Source organism: Streptococcus sp. 2342, assembly GCF_013276795.1.
Classification (GTDB): domain Bacteria; phylum Bacillota; class Bacilli; order Lactobacillales; family Streptococcaceae; genus Streptococcus.
The window spans coordinates 41,622-64,615 of sequence record NZ_VMLR01000005.1; the positions used below are offsets into that span (position 1 = coordinate 41,622).

A 22,994-nucleotide genomic window follows, 5' to 3' on the forward strand; every position below is an offset into this window, starting at 1 on the left:
TATTTTCCCCCACCAAAAAAGAGGGTCTCCCCTCTTCTTTAGTTCTTATCCAGATTGCGTAGCATCTCGTCAATCTTGTTTCCATACTCGATGGACTCGTCTTTGACGAAGGTCAAATCTGGGATTTTGTACAATTTCAAATTGCGACCAAGTTCACGTTTGATGGTACCAGTTGCTTTTTCAAGCCCGATTTGAGCTTTTTGATTATCCGAAGCAAGGTTACTCAAAATGGTGTAGTAAACCTTGGCAACAGACAAGTCCCCCAGCATCTGAACATCTGTGATGGTCACGCCTTGGACACGCGGATCACGGACTTTCTTTTGCAAAATCTCATTGACTTCACGCTTGATTTCCATGCCCACACGATCCGTACGGAAATGATTTGCCATGATATTCCTTTCTCTACTTTGAACCAAAAGCTAGGCCAGCAGACCTAGCTATTTTTATTAGATAGAGGAACTAGAGCCATTTGAATCTAGGAAACAAGCCTTAGATAGAACTGAGGGTTCATCAAGGCGCTGTTGACGACGAGTCAAATCGGCTATCGTTTCTCTATTATCTCTTGATTTCTTCCATGACGTACGCCTCAATCACATCATCCATCTTGATATCATTGTAGCCGTCAATCATCAATCCACCTTCACGACCGTTTGTAACTTCTTTGACGTCGTCTTTGTAGTGTTTCAAGCTAGCAAGTTCACCGTCATAGATAACGACACCGTCACGGATAACACGGACTTTAGAGTCACGGGTAACCTTACCGTTGATAACCATGAATCCACCGATGGTTCCCACTTTAGATACCTTGAAGGTTTCACGAATAACTGCTTCACCGATAACTTTTTCTTCAAATTCTGGATCAAGCATCCCTTTCATGGCTTCTTCCATCTCTTCGATAACCTTATAGATAATGCTGTGGAGACGGATTTCCACATCGTCAGCTTCTGCTTGTTGACGAGCTTGTGGTGTAGGGCGTACGTTGAAACCAACGATAAAGGCATTTGAAGCTTCAGCAAGGGTCACGTCAGATTCATTGATGGCACCAACAGCTGAGTGGACGATGGTCACTTTGACACCTTCCACGTCGATCTTTTGAAGTGAGGCAGAAAGGGCTTCAACAGAACCTTGTACATCAGCCTTGATGATAACGTTAACAGACTTGAGTTCACCAGCTTTAAGCGTATCAAAGAGGTTTTCAAGGCTGACACGTTGGGTAGCTTGACGTTGTTTCATGAGGGCACGTTTGGCACGCTCTTCACCGGCTGCACGCGCAGATTTTTCATCCTCGTAAACAGCAAAGTGGTCACCTGCCATTGGCGCTTCGTTCAAACCTGTAATTGAAACTGGTGTTGATGGCCCTGCAACCTTAACACGACGACCAAGGTCATTGGTCATGGCACGGACACGACCGAAGGTATTTCCGACAACGATTGGGTCTTGAACATTCAAGGTACCTTGTTGAACAAGAAGGGTTGCGACCGCACCTTTTCCTTTATCCAAGCGTGCTTCGATAACTGTACCGATCGCACGAACTGTTGGGTCTGCTTTGAGTTCTTGGATTTCAGCCACAAGAAGGACTGTTTCCAACAATTCTTCGATGTTTTGGTTGAATTTAGCTGAGATTTCAACAAATTCAGAATCTCCACCCCAAGCAGTTGACATAACTCCATGCTCTGCCAATTCACCGATAACGCGTTCTGGGTTGGCACCTGGTTTATCAATCTTGTTGATGGCTACAATAATTGGAACATTCGCTGCTTTTGAGTGGTTGATAGCTTCAATTGTCTGAGGCATAACCCCGTCATCTGCCGCTACGACCAAAATAGTAATATCGGTAACAGAAGCACCACGCGCACGCATCGATGTAAAGGCCGCGTGTCCTGGTGTATCAAGGAAGGTAATCTTCTTGCCATTTTCCACGATTTGGTAGGCACCGATATGCTGAGTGATACCACCTGCTTCACCTGTCGCAACACGAGAGTTACGAAGGGTATCTAGGAGTGTTGTTTTACCGTGGTCAACGTGTCCCATGATAGTTACAACTGGTGGACGCTCAACCAATTCATCTTCATTGAGATAACCATCTTCGACAAAGAAACGTTCGATATCGGCATTATCCACTTCAACCTTTTGTTTGGCTTCGATACCGTAATCCACCATGAGGAGTTCGATAGTTTCTCCATCCAAGGATTGGTTTTGTGTGGCCATGACACCCATCATGAAAAGTTTCTTAACGATTTCAGCTGGTTCACGTTTGATACGTTTTGCGATTTCCGCAACGGTCATACCATCTGTATATTCAAATTCTGTTGGCAATTCATGGAACTTACGCTCTGTAACAGGTTTTGGAGTCTGATTACGGTTGTTCTTATTATTGCCTTTTTTGTTCTTTTTGTTGTTATTCCAGTTACTATTCTTTTGATTTCTCACTTGATTTTGACTACTTCGATTCTTTTGTTGTTTTCTAGGACCATCTTCTTCGTGATCATAATCGTCACGATTTTTGTCTGGTCGAGCTTGTTTTTTACGACGTGTATCCACTGCAGGTTCTTTTTTCTCAGGGACGACTTCAACCACTGCTTGAACTTGCTGTGCTTGTTGCGCTTGTTCAGCTAACTTAGCAGCTTCTTCAAAGATTTCCTCTGGTTCCTTACGTTTGTTAGCTTGAGCCAAGGCTTCTTTAGCAGCCTGATACTGCTTGAAGCGTTCCTCGCTTGAACGTGCGTACTCTGCATTTTGCTCTGCTTTTAGGGCTGCTGCACGGGCTTTAAAGTCAACACGTGGAGCCGCTTGATTTGGACGTTTGTCCCCTTGTTGACGGCGCTCATTTCCACGATTTTGCTGACCTTGCTGTTTCTTAGCTTGGTCATTAAAGCGACGATTATCGCGGTTGCCTTGACCTTGTTTTCCACCATTGCGGCCGTCGTTTTTCTGACGGTTTCCGTTTTGTTGTTGGTCACGGTTATTGCCCTTATTTTGCTTGCGTCGCTCTGCCTGCTCTTTAGCACGTGCTTCACGCTCAGCCTTGAAATTACGACTTTGCGGTTTAGCCGCTACTTTTTCTGTTTTCGGAGCGACTGGCTCAGCTGGTTTTGCCTCTTCCTTGGCTACAGCTGGTTTTACTGGTTCAGACTTTTCGACTTTCTTTTCTGCACTTGCTTTTGGGGCTGCAGGTTTTGCCTCTTCCTTAGCTACAGCTGGTTTAGCTGGCTCAGATTTTTCGGCTTTCTTTTCTGCACTTGATTTTTGTTCTGCAGGTTTTGCTTCTGCTTTCGGAGCAACTGCAGGCTTAAAGCTGGCAGCGATTTTTGCAGCGACAGCTTCTTCCACACTTGATGAGTGGCTTTTCACATCCAAGCCCAACTCTTTTGCACGCGCTACAACTTCTTTGCTTTCTTTTCCAAGCTCTTTTGCGATTTCGTACAATCTTTTCTTAGACAAATCATGTCCTCCTCTTCTATTCCATAAGAGACCTCATTTTCTTTGTAAATCCAGCATCTGTTACAGCCAAAACCTTTCTCGATTTTCCGACTGCTATGCTTAATTCCAGTGTTGAAAACACGGTTACAATTTCTACTTGATAATAATGACTTTTATCTTGAATCTTCTTGGTCAGATTGGGTCCAGCATCATGGGCTAGAAAGACCAACTTGGCCTTGCCGTCTTGAACAGCCTTGACCACCAATTCTTCACCCGATATAATCCGCCCTGCTCGCTGAGCAAGTCCCAAGAGATTGCTTATCTTTTGCTTATTCAAGTCCTAACTCTCTTCTTTTCACTTTGTGATCCACATAAGCGATCAACTCATCATAAAAGCTTTCATCCACTTCCATGCTAAAGCTGCGGTTAAAGACCTTCTTCTTTTTCGCCTCTAGGGCTTCTGCATTGTCTAGCTTGATATAAGCGCCGCGGCCATTAGCCTTGCCTGTCGGATCGATAAAGACTTGTCCTTCCTTGTTCTTGACAATGCGGAGCAAATCTCGCTTATCAATCACTTCATTAGACACAACAGACTTGCGCAAAGGGATTTTTCTCGTTTTCATCTTTCCCTCCTCTAGCAGCTTTTATTCTTCTACAGTATCGTTTTCTGCTTCCAAATCTACCGAACCAGCTTCTTCCATGGCTTCAAATTCGCTAGCAGACTTGATATCGATACGGTAACCAGTCAAGTGAGCTGCCAAGCGAACGTTTTGCCCACGACGACCGATAGCAAGAGAAAGCTTGTTATCAGGAACAACCACCAAGGCACGTTTGCTGTCGTTTTCATCAAAGATAACTTGGTCAACCTCAGCAGGAGCGATGGCATTGTAGATAAATTCAGCTGGATCTGCTACCCACTCGATAACATCGATATTTTCTTCGATTGGTACCATGCGGTCATTTTTAGAATCGTAACGAGCTGGGTGGAATTTGCTAGTAATCTTCTTGATATTAGCACCACCGCGTCCAACGATTGTACCGATAGCGTCTACGTTTGGATTATGGCTACGAACTGCAACCTTCGTACGGTCACCAGCTTCACGAGCCACACTCATGATTTCAACAGTTCCGTCATAAACTTCTGGAATTTCTTGCTCCATCAAGCGTTTGATCATTTCTGGATGGCTACGGCTAACAAAGACGTTGACACCGCGAGGGTTGTCTTCAACCTTGTAGACATACACTTCAATACGATCATGAGAAGCAAAAACTTCACCAGGGATTTGGTCTTGTTTTGACAATTGGGCTTCGATGCTGCCAAGGTTGACATAAATGAAGCGGTTGTCAAAGCGTTCTACTGTACCAGACATGATTTCTTGCTCATGTTCTTTGTAAGTATTGTAAGTGATGGCACGTGTTTGCTTGCGCATTTTTTCCATGATGGTTTGTTTGGCAGATTGGGCTGCTACACGACCAAACTCAGCAGGCGCTTCTTCAAACTTAATCTTATCACCAAGCTCATAGGCTGAATTGATAGCAAGAGCATCTTTCAAGCTGATTTCCAAACGGCTATCAAATACTTCATCAACTACTTCACGGACAGTATAAACTGTAAAGTCACCTGTTTTTTCGTTGAAGTCAATAGCTACACTGTCTGATTGACCATAGCGTCTGCGATAAGCGGAACGAAGCGACTCTACTACTGCGTCGATGATGTCTTCTTTTTTGATTCCCTTGTCTTCTTCCAAAATGCGGAAGGCCTCTAGCATTTCTTTACTCATGTTTTCTTCACTTTTGAATTCTCAAAAGCTATCCTTTCTTTTTCTATAATTTTACTGCTAAACGTGCTTTTGATACTAAACTGTATGGAATTTGGACAGTTTTCTTACGTGTCTTGTCCATATATTCCATAGTCAACTCATCCTCTTCAAAGGCCAACAAGGTTCCTTCAAAGACCTTTTGCTTATCAATGGCTTGGTAGAGCCCGACATGGATGTATTTCCCAACCGCTCCAGCAACGGCATCCTTGGTTTTTAAAGGACGTTCCAAGCCTGGACTGGTGATTTCTAGGAAATATTGTTCTGGGAAGGGATCTGGCTTGATGGTGTCTAGGACAGGACTGATCATTTCTGTCAAGTCTGCCGTGTCGTTCAAGGTAATTCCTTCAGGTTTATCTACAAAAATACTGAGAATCATGTCACTGCCAATCTTTCCATACTCGATATCCACGAGTTCGAAAGGAGCTTCTATGACAGGTTCTACAACTTCTCTGACTAATTCTACGATTGTTGCGATTGCGTCCACCTCCTCATAAGCAAGAGGCGAAGATATTTCCCCGCCTCACTTTCTCATATTCTTACTCTTAGTATAGCACATTTGCTAACTTATGTAAAGCAAAAGCACTTGTACAGCCTGATTTCAGGCTATTTCTTAAAATTCTGCCTCAACTCGGTAGATAACTTGCCCCTTGTTGGAGAATTTTTGCTCGTATTCCGTCATGACATTGCCTTCAAAATCGCTGGCATGTAAATCAAGCCAGACACCATTGAGCTTCATGCCATACTGAGAAAAGCTCACTAGGCTGTACTCAAACAAGCCACGGTTATCCGTCTTGAAATGAATTTCTCCATTTTCAGGCAAGATACGTTTGAAGGTATCCAAGAAGGTCTTGTAGGTCAAACGACGCTTTTCATGGCGTTTTTTAGGCCAAGGATCTGAAAAGTTCAGATACAAGCGATCAATCTCACCGTCTTCAAAATAGTCAGTCAAGTCAGAACCATCTACCCACAAGAGCTTGATATTCGGTACTCCAACTTCAAGCACCTTGTCCAAAGCGTAGCTCAAAACAGACTTTTGAATGTCAATCCCGATATAGTTGATGTCCGGGTTTTGCTTTGCCATCCCTGAAACAAAGGCACCCTTTCCACTTCCTACTTCCACATGAATGGGATTATCATTTCCAAACAAGTCCCGCCATTTTCCCTTAGCTTCTAGGGGATTGAGGATCACATACTGGGGATTTGCCTCTAGTAATTCTGTGGCCCCTTTACGATTTCTAACTCTCATCTTCTCTTTCCATACTTGTCTCGGAAGTGACGCAAGCCATGAATCTCCCGATTGACATTTTCTAAATCTTGGTTCATATAATACTTGGAAATCTGGCTCAAGTAAGACAATTGACCGTACCAATACAATTTACTTAATACCGTCTGATTGTACTTGTAACCGTAGTAGGTCAACCATTCCTTCCACTGATGTTCTGGAATATAATGGCAGAGCATATGGGCCACATCAAACATGCGGTCGGTCAAGCGAACCGAATCCCAATCTACCAAATAAATCAAGCCACTATCTGTCTCAATCCAATTACTATGTCGTACATCTCCATGGACAATGGTCGCATAGTCCTCTCTAAATCCTGGAATAGTCTGACGTAAATCAGCCATCACTTCACTGATAAAATGATTTTTACGCAAAGCATCTGGAGCCGTTTCTTGCCAAGACTGTAGTAAATCTACAGGTGTTTCCATGGCATAGCCCAAACGACTCAACTGTGTCATCAACGGACGTGAGCGATGAAGACGGGTTAAAATATTGACGATTTGCTTACGATTCATATCATAGGGGGTCAATATCTTGCCTGTCAACCATTCTTGAGCACACATATCACGCCCATCTGCCAAACGGCGACTCCATAATAATTGTGGAGCAATTTGTTCTCTAGCTAGACCAGGTAGGATTGGAGAGGTGTTCATTTTTACAAAGATGCGCTTCCCATCAGGATAGCTACCCATATAAGCCTTGCCACTTTTCCCAGGTATGGGAGTCAGTGTTAGCTCATTATCACCCAAATCCATTTCTTTCCTCCGTATAAAGTTTCCTTACTATTCTACTAGTTTTTGGTCTATTCGTCAACCGCTCCACGCCCGATTCTCAAAGAAAAGCCTCTGGATTGGCTTGGGTATCATTATAGAAAGAAAAAGGCAAGCACCGTCTTCTGCTTACCTTTCATGATTTCTAGAAATAAGTTAAGAGTGGCAAACTGTTGTAAAACATATGGACTAGAGTAGAAACCCATAGGTTTTGGCTTTTTTTATAAGCAAAGCCCAGTAACAAGCCCCCAAGTAGATAAAAAATAAACGAAGGGACATTAGAAGGACCATGCATGAACGAAAAGAGTGAGGAAGTTAGCACAAGCCCTAACCAAGAATTGTCAAAAACCGCACCTTGAAGAAGTCCTCTGAAAATGAGTTCCTCCTGGATGGGTCCAAAAACTGAGGAAGTCAAAATCAAAGACAGGGAAATTCCTCTGCTGACTTCCGCCAAGTGTTGAACTCCTGCGCCAGAAGAAATAGCGAAGAAATGAATATAAACCAGCGTCTCAAGCACACTTAGAAGAAAGATTGCAATGAAAAGTAAAAGTTGTTTCCTGCTTAACATCCCAAAAGAAATCATTTCAAACTTTCTAGCATAAGCAACACTCAGAGAGGTTACTAGAAGACTTACAATAATCAATGCAGATTCATTTTGAAAAAAATCCCCATGATTAATCGTATAAGGAACTGTAATGACGATTAGTAGTACTAAAAATCCAAAGCACAAGGCATGAAATTTATCAAAAAACTCCATAAAATTATTCTCCTCAAGAAACAAACTTCTCTACACGTCATCCTTTAGTGCTAGTCTTTCCAAAACAAACCATTTGAGTAACCAAAACCCGACCACATAGCCAGCCCCTAAGAATATAGCCATTAAAGATAACATGGGATTTAGGAAATAAAAGACCACCACAGATACAAAGGTTAGCACAAAAACGTTAAAAGCAATGGTGTCAGAAGCCAAGACCAAAATATAAGGTGTCAACCAGTCTAAGGTTTTGGAATCTAGGAAAAATAAGTGTTTATACATGATGACCTCCCCTTGTCAGACTATAGACTAGTTCCATATTAAGAAGAAAGTTCTTCCTCTACTTTTTATAATACTTCAAGCCCCAAATGAGCAGAAGCATGATAAGCAAGCAGAGAATAGCGCCAATATAGGCAATTAATTGTTGATAGAATTCTCCTGCTGTTATACCTCTATACAAACAGATAATAGACATAAAGCCTGTCAAACCGATGAACATAAGTTGATTGGTTCTAGGACTAACCAAATCATCATCTTCAAACTCTCTTATCCTCATCTCCCTAGTGAGGTAAACAGTAACCAAAATCGAAGCCAAGTTAATAACCACTAAGAGAAATTGGAAGACCAAGGAAAAATTTAAAAACTGACGAGATAGAAATAGATAAGTGGAGACAAGCAAGGGCAACTGCCCTAGGAACAATCTCGTAAGGAAGATGTTCCGTTTTTTAGCAAGAAAAGCTTTCATTTCTTTGCTCCTTTCTTTTTCATTAAAGCAAAATAAATCATAAATGCAATCACATAGGCTATGGTATAAAATAGCTGATACCAAGCACTCTCCCTAAGCGGATATAGAAAGATGGACATGATCAGATACAAGATGAAAATGACAAATATTTTTTTCTTCATAAGATTTCCTCCTGAATGTTTGTTGAGTAAGAACCTTTACACTGTTAGTATAGCACTCATTTTGACCTTGGATCACTCAAATCATAAATGGTCATCAAAACATCTTGAATTGTTAAAAAATTTAAAAAGCAAGCATGAAAAACATACTTGCCCTAGGGGAACTTAACAATGTGAAAATACAAAATCGAAAGCTATTCAGCCTTACTTCCGTATGTTTTCATATATTCTCATAATCGCAATAAGGATAGCAGCTGTCCCACTTGCCAAAGCGATAAGGGTAATGATAATGTTGAGGATTTCAGGCGTACTCCCTATTCTGTTGATAAGACGGAGTAGGGATATAACTGTCAACTGAATCAGGAGTATTGATTCTACTCTTACCATTGAAGTAAGTCTGTTTTCAACTGCATATAAAAAGGCTGGCAGCAAAACACAGGCTATAGCAATCACAAACAGGTTGCCCCCTGTTTCTTCTCCCTTGTTCACCACGGAAATCATGAGAAGATTTGATGCTATGATCAACGTAGAACAGATGATAAAAAAGGATTTCTTATTCATATAGGATACCTCATATACTATGGCATTTTAATTGATGACTGCAGGCAGTACTTCTTTCCACAAGTCTTCTAATCATCAACTGACATCGAGTGAACTGTTAAAACCTGACGAAAGACTTGATTTTGGCAGGTGGTATTTAGACTGGTATTAGGATGACTTGCCACAATCTTCATAACGGTATAGAGACCAACTCCTCTCTCCTCCCCTTTAGAACTGGTTCCAAAGGAGAAAATCTCAGAAATGTCTATACCCTCTTCTTTGATGGCATTTTCGATGATAAAGGTCTCCTGTGCCCCATTTTTTAAAAAGGCGATTGAAACATGAGGTTGACTAGCCTCTGCACTGGCTTCAATAGCGTTGTCACAAAGGATAGACACAATGGTTAGAAAATCAAGTAGACTCATCCCCTCTACCTGAATCTCCTCTGGAACTTCTACATTAAAGACAATGTTCTTATCTCTGGCTTTTAAAAACTTTCCTGCTAGGAGACTTTTGAGGGCTTTATCACGAATATTCACCAATCGGCCCAGGTCATATTTATTGTCCTGCAATTTTTCACTAGAATCCTTTAAGACAGAGTCGTAGACCTCTTTTATCTGCTCCATATCCTCCTCTTCAATGCCCAGACGTAAACTGGTCAAGAGGTTGGTGTAGTCATGGCGAAAACTCCGTACTTCCTTGTAAAGTTCCTCTATATGCCGACTATAGCGTTCCATATCTCTGTAGCGCAAGGCCTGTTCTTGGTCCAGTCTCTCATGGAGTTTGTCCTTCAAATAGGTATCCAGCTTCTTGATAATCCCCATAAAAAAGAGTAGGTAAAACACTAGAATCAGATGGCGAACAGTCGTTGATTGAATACCTTGTACATTTTCAAAATAAGACAGACTTTGCATCACTAGATAGTAAGCCCCCATTATCCAGTTAATCTTAGTCAGGGACTTTTGAAAACCTTTATCGAGAATCTCCCTTCTCAAACTAGTAAAATCATAGTCTAACCATTTCAAAAAGGCTAGAGAAATAAAGCAAATGAAAATTTTTATACATAACCAAATAAAAGAGCGGTCATCATACACATGCCCTTGCCCCAAAAATGGAAGCACAAAATAGGAGACTACCCTGAAAAAAAGATTCACCAACATCATTGGAAAGAGACCATAAAAGAAGAGTAGTTTTTTAGGAAGCCCTCTTAACAATAAGAAAGATAAACCAATGCCGTACAAGGGTTCCATAAAATAAGATAGGTAAGTATTTCCTACTATATAGCTAATCGTTACAAAAACAACTGCTAAAAGTAGCTTAAAAAGAAAGGACTTAAAAACTCTCTCCAGAGTTAGAACAATTCCATCCACCTTAAAAAATATAAACAATTCCAATCCAGATATCAAAAACACATATACTATCTTCCAAACTAATTCCATTCCAGCACCTCACTCAATGTAAGTTATTGATAGCCTCAGATACTTCCCTGACCTTATAACGCGCTATCATACAGCTTCCCCCATTGGGAAAGAAAAGGAGTTTTTCTTTCTTATCCAAACGAACTACATTGGCAGGATTGATGAGAAAAGAGCGATGGCACTGCAAGAGACGGGGTTCCTGCTTGAAAACCTCCTCTAAACTCGCTGTAAATTCCAATCTGTCTGTCTTGGTATAGAGAATAACACGATGGGCTCTGGGCGATGTTTCGAGATAGTAAACCTCTTGAAAAGGATACTGAAATTGGGCAAATTTTGATTTAAAGTAAAAGCAATCTTCCGCCAGACTCTTACTATCTTGACTATTGGCATAGAGGAGGGCTGTCTCGATCCGAGACTCAAACTCCTCAGCTGACAAGGCCTTATCAATATAGTCCAAAGCAGACACTTGGTAGCGAAAGGACAGGGGCATAAACTCCGAGTGAGTCGTCACAAAGACAATCAGGGCATAAGGATCCCGATCCCGAATCTTTCTAGCCACTTCCAGACCCTTCATCTCCTCATTTCGAATCTCAATATCCAAAAAGAATAGCTGATGGGCTCCCTTCTCATGCACCTCTGCCAGCAGCTGGTCTGGCTTACCAAAAACTTCAAAAGAGCTGGGAGTGATATGATGCTCCTTCAAGAGTTTCTCAATCGTCGTTTCAATCCTAGTCTGTTGGGAAAAATCATCTTCTAAAACAAATATTCTCATCTTCTTACTCTCCTTGTTTCGATTTCTTCCTAAAAATAGAATAGCAAAAATACTATGATACAAGCCCACCCAATCCTAAACAGGCCTTTAACGCTCCTGAAAGGTATCTTGTTCCTCAAATAAGCATGATAATCTTACCACTATTTTATCATAAAATCTTAACAGTACCATTCAGGAAATTTCAAGAACAATTAAAGATTTGATGGTGAAAAAGGAGATAAAAGTGATAAACTGACAGTATCAAAACACAGTTGCTAGAAACAAGACTGGCACCAAGATTAAAGGAGGAATTCTCATGACAGATACAGACCCTATCAAAAGAGCTCAGACTTTGATTACTGACTTAAACAAAGCCTACCAAGCATGCAAACAGGCAAGCGCTGACGACGTCCGCTTTCAGGAGCAGCTAAACTCTATTCTTGGTTTTCTAGCCAAGTCTGAGACAGTGGATAATCGAGTCTTGATTGAACTGGAAAAATTTTACCAGACTTCCAGCCTTCTCATGGGACTCAGTGCTCTCAATCCAGATGCTCCAACTCGCGCCGCTTGGCGGGCCTATGACCGCTTCCACTTTGACCAAGTCAAGACCAAGTTGAGTCTCTACGGACCAACCATTATCCTGTAGAAAATAAAAGAAGCTGAGACAGACTGAACTCAACTTCTTTTTTAGTGTCATATAGGCAATGTTAGTCCTGCATCTGACGTTTTACCTGATAAGGCAAATACAAGACTAGTAAAACCAAACCAGCTCCCAGTAAGGCTAGAAGGGCCAGTTTTTCTTGGAAGGTAATCAACCCGACAACTAATTCCACCAGTAAAACAAAACTGGTCAACCCTCGGACTACAGCCTGCAAGCCTTTTTCTTTTTGCCCCTTGTCCAGTGGAAAAAGTTGGGTCAAATACTGGTAGTCAAAGGCATGATAGAGGGCCAGTAACTGGAAGAGCAAGAGGTAGTTAAAGAGAACTACCACTGCTGTCGCAATCCAAGCTTGCTCGATAAAGACTTGCGCCAGCAAGGAAAGTAGGAGCAGACGGAGACTGAGCGCAAAGAGGTCTCCATTTCGCAGATAAGAACGCAGATAGAGATTTTGCCAAATCTTCCCAGGCACCTTCTGAACAGCCTTTAGGATAAAGTCCAGATAGGCACGACGCTTGACACTGTTTGAAATTCCCTTGACCTGCGTAAAGAGTGCAAAGAAACGAAGCAAAACTTGCTTACGCTTGCTTTCTTGAGAAATGACATAGTCCCAGTCCAGTCCAGTTTCAGTGAAAAATTTGCTGGCCTTTTGACGAAAGAGGAAATATTTTCCTACCCCCAATAAAAGCACATAGACCAGAAAAAGTGGCAAGCCGTAACCCATCGCCAAAAATAGGGGCGCAAATAAAAGCAAGAAAAGGGTCTGGACAAAGAGCCAAAAAACTAGGGAAATGCCGGTTTGACGCTTAAGATGGAGTTTGATTTCCTCTTCTCCGACTAAGAGAAAGAGCTTGTCTGGAGCCTCCATATAGGTGGCAATTCCTCCCCAAAGCAAAAGTAAAACAGACGTAATTCCTACAAACAGAAGGATAGGCCAACGATTTTCAGGAAAATCTTGCAAGAGTTGACTGTACTGGTAGGCTAAAAAACCTAGCAAGACAAGCAGGAACAAGACAAAGTGGTCATTGAGAACATAGCGCAGATAACCGACACACTCCTTACGAAAAGCCTGCTTTCTCTTTAAAAACAAGTCTTTCATAGCTCCTCCTCTTTGGTCAGAGCCAAGTAAATATCATTCAAACTAGCCTCAGGCATGTTAAAGGCTTCGCGCAGTTGCAGGAGATTTCCCTTGGCACGCACCTCTCCCTTGTGAAGAATAACAAAGGCATCACACATCTTCTCAGCCGAATCCAGCACGTGGGTACTCATGAGAATAGACTTGCCTTTTTGCTTTTCCACTTCCAAAAGCTGAATCAAGTCCGCAATAGCCAGCGGATCAAGACCAAGGAAAGGCTCATCCACGATAAAAAGACTCGGATCCACCACAAAAGCACAAATAATCATGACCTTTTGCTTCATCCCTTTTGAAAAATGAACAGGAAACCAGTCTAATTTCTGGTCCAGACGGAACATTTTTAACAAGGGCTCTACTCGCTCAAAAGCCACTTTCTGCTCAATACCATAAGCCATGGCAACCGTTTCGATATGCTCTCTGAGAGTCAATTCCTCATACAGACTAGGCGTCTCAGGAATGTAGCCAATTTGCTTGCGGTAGCTCGTTGCATCTTCTTGCAGGGTCAAGCCATTGATATTGATAGAACCACTATAAGGTGTCAACAGACCGATAATCTCATTGATTGTCGTCGATTTACCAGCACCATTGAGACCAATCAAACCGACCAACTGTCCACTTTCAGCGGTAAAGGACACATCTTTCAAGACAGGGACATGGACATAGCCACCTGTCAGGTTTTTAATTTCTAACATATTTTCTCCAAATCTGGTATAATGTAGCTATATTATATCAAAATTCAATACAGTAGAGGTAGATTTTATGTCAGATTGCATTTTTTGTAAAATCATCGCAGGGGAAATCCCTGCTTCAAAAGTATATGAAGATGAGCAGGTTCTTGCCTTTCTTGATATCTCTCAAGTGACACCAGGACATACCTTGGTCGTTCCCAAAGAACACTATCGCAATCTTTTGGAAATGGACGCTACTAGCGCCAGCCAACTCTTTGCCCAAGTGCCAAAAGTGGCTCAAAAAGTCATGAAAGCTACCAAAGCTGCTGGTATGAATATCATTGCCAACTGTGAAGAAGTCGCTGGTCAAACAGTCTTTCATACCCACGTTCACCTCGTGCCTCGCTACAGTTCGGACGATGACCTCAAGATTGATTTTATCGCCCACGAACCAGACTTTGACAAACTCGCTCAAGTCGCTGAAACTATCAAAAACGCCTAAGGAGTTGCCATGAAATTATCCAATCTACTGCTATTTGCAGGAGCTGCAGCTGGAAGTTATCTGGTCACAAAAAATCGTCAAACCATCACAGATGAAGTCTTGAATACCACTGACCGCGTTCAAGCTATCAAGGACGATGTGGATATTATCCAAAACAGCCTGCAAATCATTGACCAGCAAAAAGAACTCATCAAGGAATACCAAGAAGACCTGACTTACAAGTTTAAGATCTTGGAAAAAGATATCCAGACTAGACTAGCTGTGATCAAAGAAACACAGGAACTGGAAGATAAGTAAAAAGAGCCCGACGGCTCTTTTTTAAAACGTAAACAAGTTATATCCCATCAACTATACATCATAATTTAGGCAACTCATTCACCATTTCATAACTAAATCGAAGTCTTTCCGCCGTAATGAAAATACCTGAAACAGCTTAGTTTCAGGTGTCCGGAAACTTTGAGACCTAGGCTCAAAGTTTAGGTATGGAACTTCGAAGAAGGTCGCTACCGTCCGTCATCACTTAAGGAAAGTCTTAAAAATCTACAAGCAAAAAGAGCCACTCGGCTCTTTTTGCTTTATTCTCCTTCAAAGGCATCTTTAATATGGTCAAAGAAGCCCTTTTTCTTTGGATTGACTTTTAAATCACCTGCAGCTGCGAATTCTTTAAGCGCTGCTTTTTGGCGGTCGTTCAAGCCTGTCGGTGTTACGACATTAACAGTAACGTATTGGTCACCAACTGCACCACCACGAAGGCTAGGAGCTCCCTTGCCACGTAGGCGGAATTTCTTACCAGTCTGAGTTCCCTCTGGGATAACCAATTCAACATCACCGTGAACCGTTGGGATATCCACTGTATCACCAAGAGCCGCTTGGACAAAGTTGAGGTTGAGATTATAGAAGATAGTAGTTCCTTCACGTTCAAACTTGTCGCTGGCTTCCACAGAAACCACTACATACAAGTCACCATAAGGTCCACCGTTAAAGCCTGCTTCACCTTGGCCTGCTAGGCGAATTTGTTGACCAGTTTCCACACCAGCAGGGATTTTCACATGTACGCTATGAGCTTGTTTTTCATGCCCTGTTCCATGACATGTTGTACATGGATCTTTGATTTCTTTTCCGCGACCGTGACAGACATCACAGGTTACTTGGCGACGCATCATACCAAGCGGAGTCTGCGTATCGACGTTAATGACACCAGCGCCATGACAGCGTCCACAAGTGACTGGACTGGTTCCTAGCTTAGCACCTGAGCCATTACATGTACGACAGCTTGCTTCACGGTTATATTTGACTTCTTTTTCAGCTCCAAAAATAGCTTCTTCAAAGGTCAAATTCACACGGTATTGGAGGTCATCCCCTTGACGAGGAGCATTTGGATTGCGCGAAGCACCGCCTCCGCCGAAGAAACTTGAGAAGATGTCCTCAAAACCACCGAAGCCACCTGCCCCATCGAAACCGCCGAAACCACCAGCTCCACCAAAACCACCGTTGGCTCCAGCAGCACCGTATTGGTCATAGGCAGCCCGTTTTTGGTCGTCACTCAAAGTCTCATAGGCTTCCTGAACTTCCTTGTACTTTTCCTCAGCACCAGGCTCCTTGTTGATATCTGGGTGATATTTTTTCGAAAGCTTACGATAAGCCTTTTTGATCTCGTCTGCCGAAGCGTTTTTGGACACCCCCAGACGATCATAAAATTCAGTATTGTTCATACAAGATACCAAGACCGTAAAATTCGACTGAAAAATAGGAAATCTGACGCTGGAGCGATGCTCCTAGACAGATTTATCTTTTTTCCGAGAATTTAGGTCGGATTCAATTCCTTTCTTTTATATTGAGTAAGAAATTTGGGAACCCGTGTTCAGTTACGAACACCTTTGTTCCTTTCTATAATTTTCATGTAAATCTTTAGAGGCTGTTTTCTATACTCTGCTTCACTTGATTAAACTCTTCATCTGATAGAGTAAATATCAAATCCTCTTCTGAATATTCGTTCTGTTCTTTAAAATAGTTGTCAGCATTCTCTGCCAACCCTAAACCGAAAATCACTTTTCTTGCAAACTCTTGATGTGCAAAACCGATAGCCGTAATGATTTGTTTATCTTGGACAAGAACTTTCGGTTGGAAATTCTCACGTGGAAGAAATTCAAAATAGTCAAAGAAGTTTTGCCAAATTCCACCTGTAAATTTCGTGTCGTTCAACAAACCTGCTTTCGCCAATAAAAGGGGCGCTGAAGAAATAGCTGCAATTAGGATATCTTGCTCATTAAGCCTTCTCAAAAACGAGATCAATTTCTCATCTTGTAGAGCAGAACCTATATTTACCATTCCTGGCAAAATCACACAAGAATAATCTTCTATACGGATCTGACCCAATATTTTCGTCGGTTGACAGGACAAACCATCCTCAGAGACCACCATCGAATTCTCAGAAGCGACATAATCAATCGTGATATCAAAAGACAGAGCTAAAGTACTTGTTAAAGAGGCTATCTCATAAAGAGAAAAATTAGGATAAATGATACAAAGTACTTTTTTCATACGCAACATCCTCTATTTTACCGAAAAACAGAGGCTGGGTTGCAACCTCTGTGGTTAGACTATTCCTTTGAAATAAAAATTATTGTATTATCTCTAGTAGTAATCTTCAAAGACCTTTTAGCCAAATCAAATTCAAATTTATTATAGTGTGGGTCTTGTGTTTTATATAGATCTAACTCCTGACGTATATGATCTGAAAAGTCAATCATAACATCTTTAAACACAGAAGTGTAGTCATATTTACTCTTACCAACAGCTACTTCTGTAAATTCTTTATAAATGACATTTCCATTTCTTTCCACAGTTACCATCATTTCTGTTGAATTACAATGCAAATTAAATAATTCTTCAAAAAACTTTATCTTTTCATGATAATCTGCAATGTCAGAAAGATTATTTTTATTAACACTCATAACACTAGCCCCTTACTTTTCAGTAAACTCTCCGTCTACGACGTCATCGCCTGCGTTTCCTGTTGCTTGTGCACCTTCTGCTCCTGCTTGAGCTTGTTGGGCTGCGGCGGCTTGTTCGTAAAGTTTAACAGCAAGTCCTTGAGCTTTTTCGTTCAATGCTTCAAGTTTTGCTTTCATGTCGTCCAAGTTGTTGTCTTCTTGCGCTTTCTTAAGGTCATCAAGGGCAGCTTGGGCAGCGTCACGTTCTGCGTCGAAGCCTTTGCCTTCAGTTTCCTTGATTGTCTTTTCAGTCGCAAAGATCGCTTGGTCTACTTCGTTACGAAGGTCTACTTCTTCTTTACGTTTCTTATCTGCTTCAGCGTTAGCTTCTGCATCTTTCATCATGCGGTCGATTTCTTCGTCAGTCAAACCTGAGTTAGATTGGATCACAATAGTTTGTTCTTTTTGAGTTCCAAGATCTTTAGCCTTAACAGACACGATACCGTTCTTGTCGATATCAAATGTTACTTCGATTTGAGGAATTCCACGAGGTGCAGCTGGGATATCTGTCAATTGGAAGCGTCCAAGAGTCTTGTTATCTGCTGCCATTGGGCGTTCACCTTGAAGAACGTGGATATCGACGGCTGGTTGGTTGTCTGCAGCAGTTGAGAAGACTTGTGATTTAGATGTTGGAATAGTAGTGTTGCGGTCGATGAGTTTTGTGAATACACCACCCATTGTTTCGATACCAAGTGACAATGGTGTTACGTCAAGAAGGACAACGTCTTTGACATCACCAGTGATGACACCACCTTGGATGGCAGCACCCATAGCAACTACTTCGTCAGGGTTTACTGATTTGTTTGGTTCTTTACCAGTTTCAGCCTTAACTGCTTCGACAACGGCTGGGATACGAGTTGAACCACCAACAAGGATAACTTCGTCGATTTCTGACAAGCTCAAACCTGCATCTGAAAGGGCTTGACGAACTGGAACTTTTGTACGTTCTACAAGGTCACGAGTCAAATCGTCAAATTTAGCACGAGTCAAAGTCATTTCCAAGTGAAGAGGTCCAGCTTCACCAGCAGTGATAAATGGCAAGCTGATTTGAGTTGAAGTTACACCAGAAAGGTCTTTCTTCGCTTTTTCAGCTGCATCTTTCAAACGTTGCATTGCCATCTTATCAGTAGACAAGTCAATACCGTTTTCTTTCTTGAATTCTGCTACTAAGTGGTCAATGATTTTTTGGTCAAAGTCGTCACCACCAAGTTTGTTGTCCCCTGCAGTTGACAATACGTCGAAGACACCGTCACCCAATTCAAGGATAGATACGTCGAATGTACCACCACCAAGGTCGAATACCAAGATTTTTTCTTCTTTGTCAGTCTTGTCCAAACCGTAAGCAAGAGCTGCTGCTGTTGGTTCGTTGACAATACGTTCTACTTCAAGACCAGCGATTTTACCAGCGTCTTTTGTTGCTTGACGTTGAGCGTCGTTGAAGTAAGCTGGAACTGTGATAACTGCTTTAGTTACTTTTTCACCAAGGTAATCTTCAGCGTAGCCTTTCAAATATTGAAGAATCATTGCTGAGATTTCTTGTGGAGTGTATTCTTTTCCGTTAGCAGAAACTTTTTCAGAAGTTCCCATTTTAGATTTGATAGAGATGACTGTATCTGGGTTTGTGACTGCTTGGCGTTTTGCAGCATCACCAACGATGATTTCGCCGTTTTTGAATGATACTACAGATGGAGTTGTGCGGTTTCCTTCTGGGTTTGCGATGATTTTGCTTTCAGTTCCTTCAAGAACTGCAACTGCTGAGTTTGTTGTACCTAAGTCAATACCGATAATTTTAGACATGTGTTTTTCTCCTTAAATTTATCTTCTTTTTTTCTTTTTGATACTCTTCTTAAGTGGCGGTGCCGTTAGAGCTTGACTTCGTCAATCTCTTTGACTAAACTTTGAACCTAAGGTCTCAAAGTTTACGCAAATAGCGCCACGGCGAAGAGTATCGTCTTTGGTTCGCTTCGCTCACTATTGCAAAGCTGAACTACTTTTTTATCTTTCTTCATAGTTTAGTGTCGTTTCGGACAAGTTTTCTATTATGTAAATTGCGACACGAGGAGTCGAAATCGATTTTATTTCGACGACGAGTTAGTAAGGAGGCTAGGCAAGCGCCATAGCGATTGCCGTTTTCTGACGAGTTGCTTTAGCTACCGTCAGAATTGCCTAGTTGTAAACAACTACCATTGCTGGGCGTAGGATGCGGTCATGGAGTTTGTAGCCTTTTTGGAAAACTTGGGCGATAGTATCTGCTGGGTGTTCATCGTCTGCTGGGAGAGTTTGGATGGCCATATGATAGTTATGGTCAAATTCACCGTCAGCTGCGATTTCTTCGATTCCTTCTTCTTTCAAAGCGTGAATCAAGCTTTCTTGCACCATTTCCAATCCTTTTTTGACATCGTCTGTCAAACCTTCAACCGCGAGTGCACGCTCTAGGTTATCCAAAGAAGGGAGAATTGCTTTTGCCAAGTCCTGGCTACGATAACGTTGCAAGTTTTGACGCTCTTCATTGGCACGACGTTGGATATTTTGCATTTCTGCATGAGCGCGAAGGTATTTATTTTCAAACTCATCCGCACGTTCATTTGCCAAGTCCAATTCAGACTTCTCAGGAGTTGTTTCTTCTACCGTTTCCACAACTTCCTCTTCTTGGACTTCTTCTACTTCTTCATTTTTTTTATCTTGGGCCATTTTCGCCTCCTTTAATGATTTCAATCTTAATGTACTTCGTAATGATTACTACTGAGGTAGCGGTAAAAATCTGTCAACTTCATGGTCAAAACACGGTTGACCACATTGACTTGGTTGATTAGCTGTTGGTAATCCAGATTAACAGGACCAATAATTGCTAGAATTCCAACTCCCCGATAAGGAATGAGGAACTTACTACTAATCACCGCTAGATCTGCTAAACAAGATTCTTGACTGTCCGCAACACGGACGTTTTGCATCTGATCTTCACGCAACCCCTCACGAATCTCCAGAGCCACCTTTTGCGGTTGGTCAAAGAACTGATAAGCTGCCAGATTGGCAAAATTCAAGAGATTGACCTTACCCGCCACCACAATGTTTTCGTTGAACATTTCCTTAAAGATATGCTCAAAGAGATCGATAACATTGTCCGTTGTTGTAAAGTAACGCTGGATAATCTGCGGAATCTCCGTCCGAATCTTGTAGTGAATATCTAGAACGGTGTGGCCGAGGAAACGCTCCTGAATAATGCTCTTCAGCTTCAGCAAGTCATCCTGCAAAAAGTTCCTTGGAATCAGAAACTGACTGGTAACCGTTCGAGACTCGTCTAGGGTGAATACTGCCAAGGCTGTATGCTGCCCCAAAACAACGATATCAAAGGCTGTCAACCGTTGCTTGCTCGGCTCAACATCCAGTGCTACTACCGTACAGCCACTCAGGTCTGTCAGTAGATTAGCAGCCTCTTGCAGAATATCCTCCAATTTGAAGAATTCCTGATCAAAGGCTTTGACAATCTCATATACCTCATTTTCAGCCAGTCGGTCAAAATCCAGTGAATGTTTCACATAGTACTGAAAACCAGCAACACTCGGCATCCGACCACTTGATGTATGAGCCTTCTCAAGCAACCCTTGCTTTTCTAAAGCCGCCATGTCATTACGAATGGTTGCACTGCTAGAGTTAATAGACTCTTGCAAGGCTTTGGATCCGACAGGTTCGTGCGTTTTGGTAAAGATGTCAATAATCAGATTTAAAATATCCTGCTGACGCTCTGTAACCATCTCACCACTCCTCTCTGTCTGATCAATTAGCACTCGATACACTCAAGTGCTAACTTATGATTCTATTATACACCCTTAAAAGAGAATGTCAAGATAAAAACTCAAAAAATTAGCACTCTTTTACCAAGAGTGCTAAAAATCAGTCTAAAGACCTAGAACCTTACTGTTTATCTACTTGGTATTTCCTTTTAAGTCTGAAATAACCATAGATTAGATAAAAAATCAGAAAAGCATACAAAAGAAAAATAATAAAGAAAGACATAGAAAGCTCTTCTTTAAATAAACTCATACAAACAACAAGACCACCCGAGAAAGTAGCTGTACAGGAACGAAGTCTAGATCGCATAAATTCCCACCTGAGTCCCTTACTCATATAGACTTGATCCTCTGGAAGTAAATCAGAAGACGATTTACGAAGAATCGAACAAGAACCTGCTTCTATCAATTCCCAACCTCTATTTCTAAAATCTTGCAGTTCATGCTTATATTTTTTAAGAAATCTAGAATCATAGATACGGTAGATGATATCTTCTGGTTGACATTGGTCAAAATAGAACAAACCAAAACGACTCGTTCTATACCTCCAACCTTTCAAATGCATCTCATGTAAATACTCTTCTTCCTTGTCCAAATCAACAATGGTGAAAATCCGAAATTGTACTTTGCTATTCATTACCTTACCTCCATATCAGAAAACATACATAGTTTTATTTGTCAGATAATTCTTTCCATTTTTGAAACAAGCTCCAAAAAATATAAGAAATCTGAATCGCAAAAACTATCAATAAAACCCAATCTATTATGAAAATCAAAAACACTACCCAACTGAAAGAACTACCTCCACTGACAAACTTTGAGAAAACCGGTAGTAGAGCTAAAAAGAGAAGCAAAATAGGAAGCATCCGCCTCGTTAAAATCCGTTTAACCATAGCTAATTTCCCAGCAGCGTCATTATAGATTTCAAACTCAGTATCCGATTCAATTCCAGAATGAAGCTTTCTAAAGTAGGAAAACCCATTAAAGTCTGTAATATGCTCCCAGCCACAGTCTTTAAATAGTTGTAAATAGGAGGCTCTCTCTGATTTTTCCATTGGGTAAAAATCCAACTGATAAGACACTTGCTCAGGGTGACACTTTTCAAAGGTATACTTAACTGCAAACAATAAGATAGAATAGCTTACTTTTCTAAGTTTCCAGCCCTTAGCATGCATTTCTCTAAAGTATAGAGCCTCCCTCTCATAATCCGCAATTGTAAAAATTCGATAAACAATTTTCTTTTCCATCATACTTCCTCCCGACTGTTTCTATATAGCCGTTCAATACGATTCAATTCAATATCTAAGACTTTTTGTCCCAAATCTGTTATCTGATAAATTTTCCGTTTTTCCTCTTCTCGGACAAAGGAAATCAAACCATCCTTTTCCATTTTTGACAAGGTTCCATACATAGTTCCAGGACTAATCAAGATTTGCGAATCTGTCATCTCCTTGACCTTTTGCGTAATACTATAACCATGACCTTCCTTTTGCAGACAGAACAAGATATAAAAACCCGTTTCCGTCATCGGAAGATAAACTCGACGAATCTTATCCGTTAATTCCATTTGCATTCACCTCCTATTCAATTCG

The 22,994-nt window shown here is 41.4% G+C and carries 28 protein-coding genes; 3 read left to right on the top strand and 25 right to left on the bottom strand.

Going from position 1 to position 22,994, the window contains the following annotated elements:
• Positions 1–38: 38 nt before the first annotated feature.
• From rbfA to HT689_RS06840, 14 genes are all read right to left on the bottom strand, one after another.
• The gene (gene rbfA, locus HT689_RS06775) at positions 39–389 is read right to left on the bottom strand and encodes a 30S ribosome-binding factor RbfA (RefSeq protein ID WP_001273601.1); all 351 of its coding nucleotides are present in this window, start codon (positions 387–389) and stop codon (positions 39–41) included.
• A 166-nt stretch (positions 390–555) separates the two neighbouring features.
• The gene (gene infB, locus HT689_RS06780) at positions 556–3,441 is read right to left on the bottom strand and encodes a translation initiation factor IF-2 (protein WP_173226117.1); all 2,886 of its coding nucleotides are present in this window, start codon (positions 3,439–3,441) and stop codon (positions 556–558) included.
• Between the two features lie 16 nt (positions 3,442–3,457).
• Entirely contained in the window at positions 3,458–3,757 is a 300-nt protein-coding gene (locus tag HT689_RS06785) for a YlxQ-related RNA-binding protein (protein WP_172931527.1), read from the bottom strand.
• Positions 3,750–4,043: a YlxR family protein gene (locus tag HT689_RS06790; protein ID WP_000857561.1), complete on the bottom strand. Its 294-nt coding sequence runs from the start codon at positions 4,041–4,043 to the stop codon at positions 3,750–3,752. Before HT689_RS06790 ends, HT689_RS06785 begins: the two co-directional genes overlap by 8 nt.
• A 21-nt stretch (positions 4,044–4,064) precedes the next feature.
• The gene (nusA, locus tag HT689_RS06795) at positions 4,065–5,201 is read right to left on the bottom strand and encodes a transcription termination factor NusA (RefSeq protein ID WP_173226115.1); all 1,137 of its coding nucleotides are present in this window, start codon (positions 5,199–5,201) and stop codon (positions 4,065–4,067) included.
• 43 nt (positions 5,202–5,244) lie between these two features.
• Positions 5,245–5,724, bottom strand: coding sequence for a ribosome maturation factor RimP (gene rimP / locus HT689_RS06800; RefSeq protein ID WP_001808916.1), 480 nt, complete (start codon positions 5,722–5,724; stop codon positions 5,245–5,247).
• Between the two features lie 126 nt (positions 5,725–5,850).
• A complete protein-coding gene (gene trmB, locus HT689_RS06805) occupies positions 5,851–6,486 on the bottom strand; it encodes a tRNA (guanosine(46)-N7)-methyltransferase TrmB (RefSeq protein WP_016399197.1) in 636 nt (211 codons plus the stop codon).
• Positions 6,483–7,277 (bottom strand): phosphotransferase family protein, encoded by a 795-nt coding sequence (locus HT689_RS06810; RefSeq protein ID WP_000363006.1) that lies wholly within the window; start codon positions 7,275–7,277, stop codon positions 6,483–6,485. The genes trmB and HT689_RS06810 overlap by 4 nt, the downstream gene beginning before the upstream one ends.
• Positions 7,278–7,437: 160 nt before the next feature.
• Positions 7,438–8,049, bottom strand: a complete 612-nt coding sequence (locus HT689_RS06815; protein WP_173226113.1) for a type II CAAX endopeptidase family protein — start codon at positions 8,047–8,049, stop codon at positions 7,438–7,440.
• A 30-nt stretch (positions 8,050–8,079) separates the two neighbouring features.
• The gene (gene blpZ, locus HT689_RS06820; RefSeq protein ID WP_049524266.1) at positions 8,080–8,328 is read right to left on the bottom strand and encodes an immunity protein BlpZ; all 249 of its coding nucleotides are present in this window, start codon (positions 8,326–8,328) and stop codon (positions 8,080–8,082) included.
• Between the two features lie 58 nt (positions 8,329–8,386).
• Positions 8,387–8,791 (bottom strand): immunity protein, encoded by a 405-nt coding sequence (locus HT689_RS06825; RefSeq protein WP_173226111.1) that lies wholly within the window; start codon positions 8,789–8,791, stop codon positions 8,387–8,389.
• Positions 8,792–9,153: 362 nt separating this feature from the next.
• Entirely contained in the window at positions 9,154–9,510 is a 357-nt protein-coding gene (locus tag HT689_RS06830; protein WP_049524265.1) for a hypothetical protein, read from the bottom strand.
• Positions 9,511–9,578: 68 nt separating this feature from the next.
• Complete coding sequence (locus tag HT689_RS06835; protein ID WP_173226107.1) at positions 9,579–10,928, bottom strand: sensor histidine kinase; 1,350 nt, start codon at positions 10,926–10,928, stop codon at positions 9,579–9,581.
• A 13-nt stretch (positions 10,929–10,941) separates the two neighbouring features.
• Complete coding sequence (locus HT689_RS06840) at positions 10,942–11,679, bottom strand: response regulator transcription factor (protein WP_173226104.1); 738 nt, start codon at positions 11,677–11,679, stop codon at positions 10,942–10,944.
• 295 nt (positions 11,680–11,974) lie between these two features.
• Here HT689_RS06840 and HT689_RS06845 point away from each other — a divergent pair, with 295 nt between their 5' ends.
• The gene (locus HT689_RS06845) at positions 11,975–12,304 is read left to right on the top strand and encodes a helicase BlpT (RefSeq protein WP_173219777.1); all 330 of its coding nucleotides are present in this window, start codon (positions 11,975–11,977) and stop codon (positions 12,302–12,304) included.
• Positions 12,305–12,365: 61 nt separating this feature from the next.
• Here HT689_RS06845 and HT689_RS06850 read toward each other — a convergent pair whose 3' ends face one another.
• Both HT689_RS06850 and HT689_RS06855 read right to left on the bottom strand, forming a co-directional pair.
• Entirely contained in the window at positions 12,366–13,415 is a 1,050-nt protein-coding gene (locus HT689_RS06850; protein WP_173251404.1) for an ABC transporter permease, read from the bottom strand.
• A complete protein-coding gene (locus HT689_RS06855) occupies positions 13,412–14,143 on the bottom strand; it encodes an ABC transporter ATP-binding protein (RefSeq protein WP_173251406.1) in 732 nt (243 codons plus the stop codon). Before HT689_RS06855 ends, HT689_RS06850 begins: the two co-directional genes overlap by 4 nt.
• Before the next feature lie 67 nt (positions 14,144–14,210).
• Between HT689_RS06855 and HT689_RS06860 the strand changes: the two genes are divergently transcribed.
• Both HT689_RS06860 and HT689_RS06865 read left to right on the top strand, forming a co-directional pair.
• Positions 14,211–14,621 (top strand): HIT family protein, encoded by a 411-nt coding sequence (locus HT689_RS06860; protein ID WP_173251409.1) that lies wholly within the window; start codon positions 14,211–14,213, stop codon positions 14,619–14,621.
• A 9-nt stretch (positions 14,622–14,630) separates the two neighbouring features.
• Positions 14,631–14,918 (top strand): hypothetical protein, encoded by a 288-nt coding sequence (locus HT689_RS06865; protein ID WP_049532230.1) that lies wholly within the window; start codon positions 14,631–14,633, stop codon positions 14,916–14,918.
• Between the two features lie 278 nt (positions 14,919–15,196).
• Here the strand turns inward: HT689_RS06865 and dnaJ are convergent, their stop codons facing one another.
• The 9 genes from dnaJ to HT689_RS06910 form a co-directional block, all read right to left on the bottom strand.
• Entirely contained in the window at positions 15,197–16,333 is a 1,137-nt protein-coding gene (gene dnaJ / locus HT689_RS06870) for a molecular chaperone DnaJ (protein WP_173226096.1), read from the bottom strand.
• A gap of 196 nt (positions 16,334–16,529) precedes the next feature.
• The gene (locus HT689_RS06875) at positions 16,530–17,162 is read right to left on the bottom strand and encodes a DJ-1/PfpI family protein (RefSeq protein ID WP_173226094.1); all 633 of its coding nucleotides are present in this window, start codon (positions 17,160–17,162) and stop codon (positions 16,530–16,532) included.
• Between the two features lie 59 nt (positions 17,163–17,221).
• A complete protein-coding gene (locus tag HT689_RS06880; protein WP_173226092.1) occupies positions 17,222–17,575 on the bottom strand; it encodes a hypothetical protein in 354 nt (117 codons plus the stop codon).
• A gap of 12 nt (positions 17,576–17,587) precedes the next feature.
• Positions 17,588–19,411: a molecular chaperone DnaK gene (gene dnaK, locus HT689_RS06885; RefSeq protein WP_000034661.1), complete on the bottom strand. Its 1,824-nt coding sequence runs from the start codon at positions 19,409–19,411 to the stop codon at positions 17,588–17,590.
• 369 nt (positions 19,412–19,780) lie between these two features.
• A complete protein-coding gene (gene grpE, locus HT689_RS06890) occupies positions 19,781–20,305 on the bottom strand; it encodes a nucleotide exchange factor GrpE (RefSeq protein ID WP_173226091.1) in 525 nt (174 codons plus the stop codon).
• Between the two features lie 26 nt (positions 20,306–20,331).
• Positions 20,332–21,366, bottom strand: a complete 1,035-nt coding sequence (gene hrcA, locus HT689_RS06895; protein ID WP_173226089.1) for a heat-inducible transcriptional repressor HrcA — start codon at positions 21,364–21,366, stop codon at positions 20,332–20,334.
• A 160-nt stretch (positions 21,367–21,526) separates the two neighbouring features.
• Positions 21,527–22,039 carry a DUF2812 domain-containing protein gene (locus HT689_RS06900; RefSeq protein WP_173226087.1) on the bottom strand — a complete coding sequence of 171 codons (513 nt, stop codon included), beginning with the start codon at positions 22,037–22,039 and terminating at the stop codon, positions 21,527–21,529.
• A gap of 34 nt (positions 22,040–22,073) precedes the next feature.
• Positions 22,074–22,649: a DUF2812 domain-containing protein gene (locus tag HT689_RS09965; protein ID WP_173226085.1), complete on the bottom strand. Its 576-nt coding sequence runs from the start codon at positions 22,647–22,649 to the stop codon at positions 22,074–22,076.
• Positions 22,649–22,969, bottom strand: a complete 321-nt coding sequence (locus tag HT689_RS06910; protein WP_049499830.1) for a PadR family transcriptional regulator — start codon at positions 22,967–22,969, stop codon at positions 22,649–22,651. Before HT689_RS06910 ends, HT689_RS09965 begins: the two co-directional genes overlap by 1 nt.
• Between the last annotated feature and the right edge of the window lie 25 nt (positions 22,970–22,994).